Source organism: Bacillus sp. 3G2, assembly GCF_044324725.1.
Lineage (GTDB): Bacteria > Bacillota > Bacilli > Bacillales > Bacillaceae_G > Bacillus_A > Bacillus_A mobilis.
In genome coordinates this window covers 2,996,509-3,010,159 of record NZ_CP172246.1, presented here as the reverse complement: position 1 = coordinate 3,010,159, position 13,651 = coordinate 2,996,509, and the positions used below count along the sequence as shown (strand labels likewise).

The window sequence follows — 13,651 nt, the reverse complement described above, 5'->3', positions numbered from 1 at the left end:
ATTTGTTAATCATGGTAAAACTAAACAACATGAAGTGGAATAATAGGATAGAAAGAAGAAATAATGTATGAAAATTAGGCTTAAGAAAAAGAGAGTTATAAGTGTATTACTAGCTATTATAGTAGTAGCGATAGGTTATTACATGTTTCAATCTATTACGAATCCTAAGCTAGTAAATGCGGCAGAAGGAAACAGCGTTCAACAAGTGAGCAGTCTACCTAAAAATGAATTAAAAAAATCAATACCTAATCGTTTTGATGGCAAAGAAAGAAAAGTTGTATATTTAACTTTTGATGATGGACCAGGAAAATATACATCTAATCTATTAGATGTATTAAAGAGAAATAATGTGAAAGCAACATTCTTTTTAATTGGTAACAATGTGAAAAGGTTCCCAAATTTAGTGAAACGAGAGCATGTAGAAAACCATTATGTGGGCATGCATAGTATGACACATGATTTTAAAAATCTATACATCAATCAAGAATATGTTAAAGAAATGAAAGAGGACCAATCTTTAATTAGACATGTTATTGGAAACTCACCGAAATTAACACGGCCACCATATGGATCAATGCCTGGCTTAAATGAATCACTTCGAAATCAAGTGATCGGAAATGATTTAAAAGTATGGGATTGGACAATTGATTCTTTAGATTGGAAATACAATAAATTACCCGTTGATGTAGCAGCTGCAAAGATTGTTCAAAATGTCTTAGCAGGTGCGACGTCTTCAAAAGAAATTGTTTTAATGCATGATATTCATCCACAATCTGTTGCGGCAGTTCCAGCAATTATAAAAGGGTTAAAAGAAAAAGGGTATGAATTTGAAGCTTATGATGAGAATAATCATTTTCCAATAAACTTCTGGCATGATAATCGTATATAAAAAGATATGTATTAGTTAAAAGAAACTCAGAATGAAATTGGCAATTTATATAGGGTTTATATATTAGTAAGAGCGTGTTTAGATAAATAGATGAAAACACGCTCTTTTTATTGTGCTATTTTTCGTTAGAAATTGAAGTTAATACTTTCATGTCTTTGGACAATAGCACATTAAGATAGGAGGGGAGTTTAACTCACATCCCCTGAAGTGTTCGTTAAATCCCGATTTAATGAACACTTGGATAATATACGTATCTCTCTCCCTTCTTTATTTTTTAACTAAAAGAATTAATTATAGGTATAATGTTCATGAAGTAATTATTACTTTGTACACAGTTAAGAATTTATTTGTATGATGGTGTAATTTTTGAAAGGAGAAAAAAGGAATTCTTAACTGAAAAGATAGATAATGAAGTAAATGTAATACAAACAAAAATGAATTTGGATAAAAATGTTTTGATACATTTATGAGTATAAAAATTTATTTATACGAAAAATATAATTTAATTAGGTCGTTAGAAGGAATACAATAATTTCAATCGTATCAGGGCGAAAAAGGAGCGGAAATACGCTCCTTTTTTATTTACCTTACTATTTTTAGGAGGTTAGTATGAATAAGGTGTGAATAAAGGATGAATAGCATTTTTTTGGATGAAAATTCCACCCTTTTTTGTATGGAATATATGTGAAACGTTGTATAGAATAAGCAAGTATGTCAAAAATAATAGGAGGGAAGTTGTGAAGAGAAATAAGAGTTTAGTAAGTTTTTTAGGAGTGTGTATGATGTTGTTTTCATTTTGTTTCCAAGGGAATGTACAGGCAGATGTGAATACTGTTCAATCTGGAAAAATAAAGTCAGGAAACGTAACGGTATGGGAAGTTGGAAATGTATCGAAAGTATTAGCAGATGTGAATCGCTTTAATTTAAATACAGTAAATGTACCGATTCAAGTTGATATTCCGAATGTTACTTCTACTAATATGGTAATTAATCAAGCGCAAAAGAAAAAGGCTATTATTTTAATTCAAGAATTATTAAAGCGTAATATTCAAGTTATAGTGGAACCGTTCCCGTATATTCAGCAAGGAAATGTTGGGGAAACGGAATGGAATCCTAGTAATATTAATGATTTCTTCTGGAATTGGAAAACGGTTATTCTACAAGACATCTTTCATTCGATTACAAGTAAATACAATGTGTATGGAGTCAAGATTGCCTCTAATTTCGTGAATATGGAATATGCAGAGGGATACTGGAGCGATACGATTGATTTTGTTCGTAAGCAGTATAAAGGAAATGTTTTGTATCAAATGAATTGGTGGTTAACAGCAAGTTGGGATCTTTCGTATGAAGCGAAGTTTAAAGAGAAAATCAATCGTCCATATTTAAAAAAGGTGGATATTGTAAGTATCGATAGTTGGTTCGAAGTTTCAGGGAAAAGAAATCCAACATATGAAGAAGTAAAGAAAAATTTATTTGCGACGACAGTGTATAATCGTGGGCAAAATGTTGTGCAGCAATTGGAACAATTACATAAAGCAACAGGAAAGCCGGTTTATTTTGGTGGATTTAACGTTCCGGCGCGTGAACTTGGATTACAAAATCCGTGGAATCCAGATGTAACAAATGTGTTTTCAAAAGATGTACAACGAAACGGGTGGCGTGCTTACCGAGAAGTGTTAGAAACGAAACCGTATTTTAAAGGTTTTTCTATTTGGTTTATTGGCTCTCATAATAGTACGCATGCGTACCAAATCCATAGTAAAGAAGCAGAAACAATTATACATGGCTGGTACCGAAAATAATTTTAATTAAATAGGTAAGTTTTGAATTTTACCACATATATTTCTAGTGAAAGGCCTTTCACCATCTTATCACCTAGGGGGCAATCATAATGAAATTTTTGTCTTACCTTACAGTAATTTTGGTGATTCTTGGCGGTTTGAATTGGTTATTTGTAGCGTTAGATTACAATGTAGTTGAGAAATGGTTTGGTTCAATGCCGGCGCTTGTGGACACTATTTATTGGCTCTTTGGTCTTTCTGCTATTTATCAAATTTTTGATCGGTTCTTTACGAACAATTAGCTATCATTCTTTTACTATTAAAGTGTTAAGTACGATTATGTACTTAACACTTTTTTGTATGTTTATAAAAAATAGTTTGCACATGCAAGCGATTCCATTGCGTCTTGCGCCGTAATAATAGAAAACAAATTGACCATATATTATATTTTAGGTTATAATTCAGAAAGTTTAAAAAATAATAAAATGAGAAATAGGGAGGTTATTAGGGTGATGGAGAGAGTATATAATTTTTCAGCTGGACCATCAATACTCCCTTTGCCAGTTTTAGAGAAAGTGCAAAAGGAGCTTGTAAATTATAACGGGACAGGCATGTCTATTATGGAAATGAGTCATCGATCTTCTTATTTTCAAAGTATTATAGATGAAGCGAGTAACTTGCTTCGTGAATTAATGAGCATTCCTGATGAGTATGAAGTACTGTTTTTACAAGGCGGTGCGTCATTACAATTCTCTATGATACCGTTAAACTTAATGAATACGTATAAAAAAGCAGGGTACGTATTGACTGGCTCATGGTCTAAAAAGGCGATGCAAGAAGCTGAAAAAGTAGGAGAAGTACAAGTGATTGCTTCTTCTGAACAAGCGAAATTTACTACAATTCCTAAACTGGATGGTTTACGAAATGATGAAAAACTAGATTATGTACATATTACGACGAACAATACAATTGAGGGTACGAAATATGTGGACATTCCACATTTAGATAAAGTACCGCTCGTTGCGGATATGTCCTCAAATATTTTATCAGAACAATACGATGTTACGAAGTTTGGTCTTATATATGCGGGAGCGCAAAAGAATTTAGGGCCAGCGGGCTTAACGATTGCTATTATAAAAAGAGATTTAATTGGGGGAGCAGATCGCTCTTGTCCTACGATGTTAAACTATGAAACTTACAGCAAAAATAACTCCTTATATAATACACCGCCAACCTTTAGTATTTACGTAACGAAACTTGTACTAGAGTGGTTGAAGGAGCAAGGCGGGGTATCTGCGATTGAAGAACAGAATAGAATGAAATCTTCACTTCTTTACAATTTCTTAGATGAATCAAAATTGTTTACTTCACCAGTTGATCTTGCGTATCGATCACTTATGAACATTCCGTTTACAACACCATCAGAAGAGCTGAACAATGAGTTTTTACAAAAAGCGAAAGAACGCGGCCTTGTTACGTTAAAAGGACATCGCTCAGTCGGGGGTATGCGCGCTAGTATTTACAATGCGATGCCAGTACATGGCGTACAGCAATTAGTAAATTATATGAAGGAATTTGAGCTTGAGAATAGATAGGGAGATGGGGATATGTTTCGTGTTCAAACGTTAAATCAAATTGCGGAAAAAGGTTTGCAAGTACTTAGCGGAGATCATTATGAAGTAGGGGATAGAATGGACCACCCAGACGGTATTTTACTTCGCAGCTATTCTTTACATCAAGAAGATTTTTCAAAAGACTTAAAGGCGATTGCAAGAGCTGGTGCAGGTGTAAATAATATTCCTGTTGAGCGATGTACGGAAAAAGGGATTGTAGTATTTAATACACCAGGAGCGAATGCCAATGCAGTAAAGGAACTTATTATCGCCAGCCTTATTATGTCTTCACGTAACATTATTAACGGAGTAAGCTGGACGAAAAATTTAGAAGGTGAAGAAGTACCGCAGCTTGTTGAATCAGGAAAAAAACAATTTGTCGGATCAGAAATTGCAGGGAAGCGTCTAGGGGTTATCGGCCTTGGCGCAATCGGTGCTTTAGTTGCGAACGATGCGTTAGCTTTAGGAATGGACGTTGTCGGATATGATCCTTACATTTCAGTTGAAACGGCATGGCGCCTTTCTACACATGTGCAAAGAGCATTTAGTTTAGATGAAATTTTCGCAACGTGTGATTATATTACCCTTCATATTCCACTTACGAATCAAACGAAGGGGATTATTGGTGAACACGCTGTAGAAAAGATGAAAAAAGGTATGCGTTTATTCAATTTCTCTAGAGGAGAACTTGTAGATGAAAAGGTTCTTCAAAAAGCGTTAGAAGAAGAGGTTATTGCGCACTACGTAACAGACTTCCCGAATGAAAATGTGATAAAGATGAAAAATGTAACAGCGACGCCTCACCTTGGTGCATCTACCTCTGAATCGGAAGAAAATTGTGCGATTATGGCAGCGCGCCAATTACGTGAATATTTAGAGACAGGAAATATTCGTAATTCAGTCAACTATCCAAACGTAGAATTACCGTATATCGGAAAGAAACGAATTACGATTATGCATCAAAACGTTCCGAACATGGTAGGACAAATTACTGGATGTTTAGCAGAGCATCATATTAATATTGCCGATATGATTAATCGTAGTAAACATTCTTGGGCGTATACAATGATTGATATTGATAACGGAATTGATGATATAATAAAAGAGAATATAGTGGAAAATATAAGCAAAATTACAGGTGTTGTAGCCGTTCGAATGATTGTGTAAAGGAGAGAGGAACTTGGCAAAAATCCGACCGTTTCGGGCCATTCGTCCAGTAGAAGAAAAAGCAGCGGAAGTTGCAGCTTTACCGTATGACGTATTAAATAGTGAAGAAGCAAGAGAGGTTGTAAAAGGGAATCCGTATTCTTTCTTACACGTTGATAAAGCAGAAATTGATTTAGACCTGGCACTTTCACCGTACGATGATCGCGTATATGAAAAAGCAGGTGAAAATTTAAATCGACTTATACAAGAAGAAGTATTCATTCAAGACGAAGAGCCAGCGCTATACATTTATGAACTGACGATGCAAGGAAGAACGCAGTCAGGCCTTGTCGTTTGTACATCTATTGATGAGTATGAAGATGATACAATTAAAAAACATGAAAGAACGCGTCATGAAAAAGAACTAGATCGTATTCGCCATGTAGATGTGTGTGATGCAAATACAGGTCCTATCTTTTTAACGTATCGTACAAAAGAAGAGATAAAGCGTTTCATTTCCAGCTGGAAAGAAGAACATGCGCCAATCTATACATTTACAGCAGAAGACGGCGTTAGGCATGTTGCGTGGAAAATAGCTGATGAAGAAGTAGTTGCAAGTTTAGTAAACTTATTTGAAGATATTCCTAATCTGTACATTGCAGATGGGCATCACCGCTCAGCATCAGCGGCGAAAGTAGGGCTAATGCGAAGAGAACAATATCCGAATTACACAGGAGAAGAAGAGTTTAATTTCTTCCTATCTGTTTTATTCCCTCATGATGAATTATCCATTTGGGACTATAACCGAGTTGTAAGAGATTTAAACGGCTTATCAGAAGAACAGTTTTTAAAACAAATCACGCAATACTTTTATGTAGAAGAAGCATCATTTTCACCGTATAAACCAAATGAGCCAAAAACTTTTGGAATGTATGTAAATGAGAAGTGGTATAAGCTTACAGTGAAAGAGGAAACGTTTGATGCGAATGATCTCGTTAAAGGTTTAGATGTATCTATTCTGCAAGATCATTTATTAAGCCAAGTACTTGAAATACACGACCCACGATCTGATTCACGCATCGATTTTGTCGGAGGAATCCGCGGATTAGAGGAACTAGAACGCCTTGTAAAGAGCGGTGAATATAAAGCAGCATTCGCATTATATCCGACATCAATGGAAGCTTTGCTAGCAATCGCAGACGCTGGAGAAGTTATGCCGCCAAAATCAACGTGGTTTGAACCGAAACTGCGCAGCGGGTTGTTTGTACATTCATTAAAATAAATAGACTTCTTTAGATTGAAAAACCGAAATGATTATAGTTTCGGTTTTTCTTATGTTAAAAGTGTTTTTGAGGAGGGGTAGGGATGAAATTACAAGTAGGCGAAAAAATCACCTTTGAGCGAACTTTTACGAAAGAGGACGTTATTTTATTTACGGAAGTATCAAAAGATGAAGGTGTTCATCATGTTACGCCAGATGAGCAGGGGAGATTTGTTGTACAGGGGCTGTTAACATCAACGCTGCCTACAAAAATTGGCGGTGACTATAACGTACTAGCTCGCAAGATGGATTTTGAATTTTTACGTCCTGTTTTTAGCGGTGATACAATTCGTTGTGACGTAACCATTGAACAATTTGAACCCGATGAAAAACATCGCACAAAAATTATTGCGATGTTTATATGTAGGAACCAACTTGAAAAGGAAGTTATGAAGGGGAGTTTTTCGGGGATTATTCTTTAATGGGGAGGAACCAAGTAAAAAAAGTGGGGGGATTGCCCCACACTTTTTTTTAGTTCACGCTACTCTCTAAAATAGAGAAAGACCCATTTTCACAATCAATTTCTGCCATTGCGCCGTAAGGTAAAATGAACTTCGGTTCGGTATGGCCAAAATTTAAATTATAAAGAATCGGCAAATCTTCTAAGTTATATTCCCTCATAACTTTCAGAATTTCATGTTTATATTCTTCATAATATTGTTCATCTTTCGGTTTACCGAAGATGATACCTTTTGCTTTTTGCAGAATGCCTTGCGCTGCATAATTTCGCAACCAATATTTTATATAGCTTGGTTCAGGATGATCTTCAGATGTTTCAAAGAAAAGGATGCTATTCTCCCAATGTTTGTTCTCAGGCCAAAGCTCCGTTCCTTTTGCAAATTCCAATACTTCTATACAACCACCAATTAAGCGTCCTTGTACAGTGGTGGAGCCTTGAAGTAGCTCATATCCTTTGTTTTGTTGCATCGTACGTCTTGTATCCTTATTGACCTCTATCCATTCTAAACGCTCACTCGTCCATTCATGAGCTGGTTGAATTTCGCCAATCGTTTCATTTGAAAAGAGAGTTCGATTTACCATTTCAATTGTATATGGATCCATCTCTACATTTTCGGCAAAATCGGTTAAAATGGCTGGACCGTAAAAAGAGGAAACTCCTGCTTTATGACAAAACAAATGTGAAACGGTAACGTCAGAGTACCCCATAAAAATTTTCGGGTTTTCACGTATTACATTAAAATCTATATAAGGAAGCAAACGGATGCTATCTTCACCGCCAATATTCGCAATAATTGCTTTCACGCGCGTATCTTTAAAAGCTGTCATTAAATCTTCCGCGCGAGCCTGTGGATTGTTATAAATGAATTCGCTACCTTTTAAACTATTTGGCATTGGGACAACCGTAAGACCGAAAACGTCTTCTAATCTCTTTACTCCTTGTTCATAACGCCACCTTATCTCAGAATCGCCTGCGCCTCCCCATGAAGGGCTTACTGTTGCCACGATATCACCTGGCTGTAATCTTTTTGGTTTCTTTAACATGTTAACTCCGCTCCTACATAATATAATGGACTACGACTATACAAACTGTAGCATTGAAAAATATGATGCATCACATTATTTTCTTCATCATCAATTCGTTTACCTGCTGGTATTCAAGAATGTAGCACTCGTGTTAAATATATTTAAAAGTTACAGTATGCAACATTGCATAAGAAAGATGGTTGCTATTTTACATAACCTGTAACTATAATAGTTACAGGTTGGTCGTATCCAATCAAAAAATAAAATCATCATGAATGGAGATGTTTCATAATGGGTATGAAAAAATTAATTTTAGCAGGTGCTTTAGGGATCATAGCATTATCAGGAACGAATTTACCAGGATTAGAACTGTCAAAAGCGAGTGCGGCTTCTATTGAATCGAATTTCTCGACGTTAGAAGGACGAGTAATAGAAGTAGATAAAGGCGTGATTGTTGTAAAATCAAAGCAATATGAAGAACCTGTTAGTGTATACATGGATTCCCTTTCAAATGTGAAGGTAGGGGATGAAGTAAAAGCTACTGGATCCATGATGCGTAATTTCACGGAATACATGATTGCAAATACAGTTGAAAATACTTCAAATAAATTAGGTATGCACATGAAAGAAGATGGCTCTCCTGATTATGTGATTGGGGAAGTATCAAAAGTAGGAACGATGGAAGAGGAGGGAGACGGTTCTACTAAATATGTCGTAGTTGAGTATCCATCACTAAGCGGGAAGAAAGTTATCATTGATGTTTTCTTAACGAAGGGACAAGTATTTCATACGGGTGAGAAAGTGAAAATTGATATGAAGTATGTGGGCTGGGGCGGAAGTTCTATTAACTGGAACACAACGGATCATATTGAAAAAGTGTATGAGGTAAAGAGCAACGCTGAAAATAATGATGATGTTTGGATTTGGTCTTAATTAGACTCTTATAAAAATGTATCATGCAGTACCCATCGAATGATCATATGTATGATCATTCGATGGGTACTTTTTGTTTATTTTATATTCGGTATTAAGGTATATCATTGGATCTATAATAATTTTAAAGCGGGTATACAGTTGAATTGGATAAAACTATTCAGACAAGTGTTTTAACGTACTGCTTATGCATTGATTTCATTCAAAACTGCGGCTCTATTCGTCGTAAATAATAAATAATTTTGTTTTACTGTTTTGATTAAAATCCGATCTGTTGTAGCGTATGCTGTTCCAATTCGGATCACGTTTTCTTCTTCTACACCAGCATAGGTTTCATCTTCTGTAACTTCAATAATTTCACTTAATGGAATTTGAATCTTAGCTAGTTGCCATGAAATAATTAATTCTCCATCTGTTTTTTTGACATCGATACCTAGCATGTTACCAAGACCTTTCTGTATTAAAATATCGCTATTAATTTTATTATACAGATTTAAAGGTTTTATTTCTATTGTGAAATTTGATTTTTCAATTTTTTCACAAGGTATCGTACTACGAACAAAAAAGGGTATCCGCTAGCACCTGCAATCTTTCTGAAATGAAGACGATCTTTTTTATTTTGTGAATTTTTGAGAATAAGAGATTTTTGATTAGAATATGATGTTTAAATCGGAGCAAATTTAAAAAATACAATAATGAAAGAGGTGTTTATATATGGAGAGAGATGAGAATTATTTACGAGCTAAAAAAAGGGTCGAGAATTTACAAGCGTTTTACATTCATTTAACGGTTTATATATTAGTGAACTTAATGCTTTTTATGATAAATATAATCTCTGATTCAAGTAAATTATGGTTTTTATATCCACTTGCAGGTTGGGGAATCGGTATCGTTATACATGGTTTGACAACTTTTCCAGTTGGGATATTCGGAAAAGAGTGGGAAGAACGAAAGATTAAAGAATATATGGAGAAAGATAAGTAAATTTATTATTGGAATGTAATTTGATTATTCTATTTTCAGAATAATGATGAGCATAGGTTATCGTTTTGCTTCAGTATAGAAAAATGGGATAAAAGGCAGTAAGGTGTGACACTGTGGTAAAGACCTTACGGAGGATTTCCATTCATATAAATCTCTTAAAAAAACAAAGATGCGAAGTCTCTTCTATGACTTCGCATCTTTGTTTTTTGTTTAGTAGGATGAATAAACCATTCTCGTATTCACATAAGCGGCTAATAACGATGGAGAAGTGAAGAAATCCATAGCTACACCTTCAAAATGAATTCATGTACATTCTATAAATCGTTGAGCTCTTTTAGAAAGCTTCCGATCTTTCCGCCATATAATCGATGATTCAGACTGATAAGGAAAATCCATTACATCTACTATTTTTATAAATTCTTGCGGGATATGAGATACAGCGCTTTTAGGTAAGATAGAGGCGCCGATTCCAGTCATGATAAGCATAAGGATAAATGCTGAGTCAGGACATTCACATGCTATATTTAATTGAATACCAAGGTGCTTGCATTCATCAATGACGAGCTGATGATAACTGTTTTCTGTATCTTTATGTAAAAGTAAGAGGGGAATATGACTTAATTCGGTTAGAGGGATTGGAAGTTGTGAGTGATAGAGTTCCCATTTAGCAGGCATGACTAATACGAATGGTTCCTTTGATAAACTAATACTAGAAAAAACATCTTTATTAAAGGGCGCGCGCAACATAGCAAGTTCGATATTCCGATTTTCTAATTGCTCTATTAAATATAAAGGGCCACCTTCCCATATTTTTAAATTCACATGTGGATAGTTATCTTGAAAATAGCGAATTTTTTCAGAGAGAAAAGGAATGCAAGAATGGAATGCTCCAATAGAAAGATTACCCCTTAGCCCTTCATCGGTATCTTTAATTTCCGTAATGGTTTCTTCTAATTGTTGAATAATGTTTTTGGCTTTCGTATATAAAATTTTGCCTTCTTCAGTCAAATGCATATTTCGACCGTTTCTTTCAAATAAGCTTACTGATAATTCTTGTTCTAGTAGCGATAGTTGTCTACTTAAAGGTGGCTGTGCCATATGAAGCCGTTGGGCAGCACGGGTAAGCTGTTTTTCTTCAGCGATTACAGTAAAGTAACGAAGTTTTCTTATATCCATTTCAAAGTCCCTTCTATACCTTTTTTGTATACAAAAACAACCTTATAGATAGTTTTCATATAATATCCCACATGATATCATAAACAAAAAGTTTTAAAAATAGAAAATTCTAAAAATTTAAAATTCAATTCGGTAGAGTTACAACTTGAATATAGATTGTATCGTTTTGAGGGGGGATTATTATGAAAGTTTCGTTATTTATTACTTGTTTATCAGATGTGTTTTTTCCTCAAGTAGGTAAAAGTGTCGTAGAAATTATGAAGCAATGTGGAGTGGAGCTAGATTTCCCTGAAGGACAGACTTGTTGCGGGCAACCAGCTTACAATAGCGGATATCAAGAAGATGCAAAACTAGCAGCAAAGCAAATGATAAAAGCATTTGAAAATAGCGAATATATTGTAACGCCTTCAGGTTCTTGCGCAAGCATGGTTCATCATTATTATAAAGAGATGTTTAAAAATGATAGTGAATGGTATGAAAAAGCGGTTCATTTAGCGGATAGAACGTATGAGTTGACGGATTTTTTAATAAATGTACTTGGAAAAAGTGATTTGAAATCTAAGTTGGTTGAGAAGGCTGTTTTCCATCAATCTTGTCATATGAGTCGTGCGCTTGGGATAAAAGACGAGCCCCTAAAGTTATTATCGCAAGTAGAAGGCCTAGACGTAAAAGAATTACCATATTGCCAAGATTGCTGCGGGTTTGGTGGTACTTTTGCAGTGAAAATGAGCTCGATTTCTCAAACGATGGTCGATGAAAAAATAAAACATATTGAGGCGGCAGATGCAAATCTGTTAATTGGAGCAGATATGGGATGCCTTATGAATATTGGAGGAAGGTTGCGCAGGGAAAATAAAAATATGCAAGTGTTACATGTAGCAGAAGTACTGGCGAAGGGGCTGAATAAATGAGTGTGGCGGGGGAACAAGGATTTTTGAAAAGAGTAGATAAAGCGTTGCACGATCCGCAGATGAGAAGCGCAGTACCATTGACACAAGATAGACTTCGGACGGGACGGGAACAAGCTACACATGAATTAGGAAATATAGAAGAGTGGCGTGAGGCAGCATCTGAAATTCGGATGCATACAATTGAAAATTTAGATAGTTATTTGGAACAATTAGCTACTAATGTTCGGAAAAATGGGGGACATGTTCATTTTGCTTTCAAAGCAGAAGATGCCGTATCGTATGTTTCTGAAATCGCAAGAAAAAAAGGAGCGAGAGCAGTAATTAAGTCAAAGTCTATGGTTTCAGAAGAAATACACCTTAATAAAAACTTAGAAGAGATAGGGGTAAAAGTAGTAGAGTCTGATCTTGGGGAGTACATTATTCAATTAGCTGGAGAAACTCCATCCCATTTAATTGCTCCAGCTATTCATAAGAAGAAAGAACAAGTAGCAGAGCTTTTTTCTAAGGAAGCGGGAAGGAGTATCCCAGTTGATACGAATCAATTATTACAATTTGCTAGGGAGCAATTGCGTAAAGAGTTTTTAGAAGCTGATATTGGTATTTCCGGTTGTAACTTTGCGGTAGCGGAATCTGGATCAGTTGTTCTTGTAAGTAATGAGGGGAATGCTCGTCTTACTACGACATTGCCAAAAGTTCATATTGCTATTATGGGGATGGAACGCCTCGTTCCGACATGGAAAGATCTTGATGTAGTCGTTTCGATGTTAACAAGAAGTGCGACAGGCCAAAAGATTACATCTTATGTAACTGGAATTAATGGCGCACGTTTATCTGAAGATATGGATGGACCTGAAGAATTTCATTTAATTATTCTAGATAATGGTCGTTCTGATATTTTAGGAACTGCTTATGAAGAGGTATTAAAGTGTATAAGATGTGGAGCTTGTGTAAATGTTTGTCCTGTGTATCGAAATATTGGGGGCCATGCTTATGGAAGTGTGTATAGCGGACCAATTGGGGCGGTACTAGCACCTTTATTAGAAGGATATGAGGAATTAAAAGAATTACCTTTTGCATCAAGTTTGTGCGGAGCGTGTACAGATGTTTGTCCCGTGAAAATTCCATTACATGACCTTCTCATTGAACATCGTAAAGATGTGGTGGAACAAGGGTTTATAACGAAATTTGAGCAGCTGGCCTTTAAAGGTTTCACGTTTATGGTGAGTCATCCATTCGTTTATGAGAAAGCTATTAAAATGGCACATACAGGTTTATCGATATTTGCAAAGGATGGTTATATTGCGAATGGCCCAGGCCCATTAAAAGGTTGGACAGAAAGTAGAGATTTTCCAAAACCTGCGAAACAATCATTCCGTGATTGGTGGAAAAAAGAAAAGAGGGATTCATAA

The 13,651-nt window shown here is 35.5% G+C and carries 14 protein-coding genes; 11 read left to right on the top strand and 3 right to left on the bottom strand.

The annotated features are described in order from the left end of the window. The first annotated feature begins 67 nt into the window (after positions 1–67). The 7 genes from ACHZK0_RS15440 to ACHZK0_RS15410 all read left to right on the top strand — a co-directional run bounded on the left by ACHZK0_RS15440 (position 68) and on the right by ACHZK0_RS15410 (position 7,175). The gene (locus ACHZK0_RS15440; RefSeq protein ID WP_395760607.1) at positions 68–889 is read left to right on the top strand and encodes a peptidoglycan-N-acetylglucosamine deacetylase; all 822 of its coding nucleotides are present in this window, start codon (positions 68–70) and stop codon (positions 887–889) included. Positions 890–1,626: 737 nt separating this feature from the next. Then, on the top strand, positions 1,627–2,694 hold the full coding sequence (locus tag ACHZK0_RS15435) for a glycoside hydrolase family 113 (protein WP_395760606.1): 1,068 nt from the start codon (positions 1,627–1,629) through the stop codon (positions 2,692–2,694). An 89-nt stretch (positions 2,695–2,783) separates the two neighbouring features. Beyond that, positions 2,784–2,975 carry a DUF378 domain-containing protein gene (locus ACHZK0_RS15430; RefSeq protein WP_000670802.1) on the top strand — a complete coding sequence of 64 codons (192 nt, stop codon included), beginning with the start codon at positions 2,784–2,786 and terminating at the stop codon, positions 2,973–2,975. A 210-nt stretch (positions 2,976–3,185) separates the two neighbouring features. Continuing rightward, positions 3,186–4,268 carry a 3-phosphoserine/phosphohydroxythreonine transaminase gene (gene serC / locus ACHZK0_RS15425; protein WP_063261413.1) on the top strand — a complete coding sequence of 361 codons (1,083 nt, stop codon included), beginning with the start codon at positions 3,186–3,188 and terminating at the stop codon, positions 4,266–4,268. Positions 4,269–4,280: 12 nt separating this feature from the next. After that, positions 4,281–5,453: a 3-phosphoglycerate dehydrogenase family protein gene (locus ACHZK0_RS15420; protein ID WP_262741230.1), complete on the top strand. Its 1,173-nt coding sequence runs from the start codon at positions 4,281–4,283 to the stop codon at positions 5,451–5,453. A gap of 13 nt (positions 5,454–5,466) precedes the next feature. Further along, complete coding sequence (locus ACHZK0_RS15415) at positions 5,467–6,714, top strand: DUF1015 domain-containing protein (protein WP_270606471.1); 1,248 nt, start codon at positions 5,467–5,469, stop codon at positions 6,712–6,714. A gap of 83 nt (positions 6,715–6,797) precedes the next feature. Further along, positions 6,798–7,175, top strand: coding sequence for an enoyl-CoA hydratase (locus ACHZK0_RS15410; RefSeq protein ID WP_270341664.1), 378 nt, complete (start codon positions 6,798–6,800; stop codon positions 7,173–7,175). Between the two features lie 49 nt (positions 7,176–7,224). Here the strand turns inward: ACHZK0_RS15410 and ACHZK0_RS15405 are convergent, their stop codons facing one another. After that, entirely contained in the window at positions 7,225–8,256 is a 1,032-nt protein-coding gene (locus ACHZK0_RS15405) for a S66 family peptidase (RefSeq protein ID WP_395760605.1), read from the bottom strand. A gap of 273 nt (positions 8,257–8,529) precedes the next feature. Here ACHZK0_RS15405 and ACHZK0_RS15400 point away from each other — a divergent pair, with 273 nt between their 5' ends. After that, complete coding sequence (locus tag ACHZK0_RS15400) at positions 8,530–9,171, top strand: hypothetical protein (protein WP_226545194.1); 642 nt, start codon at positions 8,530–8,532, stop codon at positions 9,169–9,171. A 185-nt stretch (positions 9,172–9,356) separates the two neighbouring features. Here ACHZK0_RS15400 and ACHZK0_RS15395 read toward each other — a convergent pair whose 3' ends face one another. Next, positions 9,357–9,611, bottom strand: a complete 255-nt coding sequence (locus ACHZK0_RS15395; RefSeq protein ID WP_270606468.1) for a hypothetical protein — start codon at positions 9,609–9,611, stop codon at positions 9,357–9,359. 274 nt (positions 9,612–9,885) lie between these two features. Between ACHZK0_RS15395 and ACHZK0_RS15390 the strand changes: the two genes are divergently transcribed. Next, the gene (locus tag ACHZK0_RS15390) at positions 9,886–10,155 is read left to right on the top strand and encodes a 2TM domain-containing protein (protein WP_226545196.1); all 270 of its coding nucleotides are present in this window, start codon (positions 9,886–9,888) and stop codon (positions 10,153–10,155) included. 303 nt (positions 10,156–10,458) lie between these two features. On the opposite strand, the gene ACHZK0_RS15385 is transcribed toward ACHZK0_RS15390, so the two are convergent. Then, positions 10,459–11,331 carry a LysR family transcriptional regulator gene (locus tag ACHZK0_RS15385; RefSeq protein ID WP_262741235.1) on the bottom strand — a complete coding sequence of 291 codons (873 nt, stop codon included), beginning with the start codon at positions 11,329–11,331 and terminating at the stop codon, positions 10,459–10,461. A gap of 182 nt (positions 11,332–11,513) precedes the next feature. On the opposite strand from ACHZK0_RS15385, the gene ACHZK0_RS15380 reads away from it, so the two are divergent. Both ACHZK0_RS15380 and ACHZK0_RS15375 read left to right on the top strand, forming a co-directional pair. After that, a complete protein-coding gene (locus ACHZK0_RS15380; RefSeq protein WP_262741236.1) occupies positions 11,514–12,242 on the top strand; it encodes a (Fe-S)-binding protein in 729 nt (242 codons plus the stop codon). After that, the gene (locus ACHZK0_RS15375) at positions 12,239–13,651 is read left to right on the top strand and encodes a LutB/LldF family L-lactate oxidation iron-sulfur protein (protein ID WP_262741237.1); all 1,413 of its coding nucleotides are present in this window, start codon (positions 12,239–12,241) and stop codon (positions 13,649–13,651) included. Before ACHZK0_RS15380 ends, ACHZK0_RS15375 begins: the two co-directional genes overlap by 4 nt.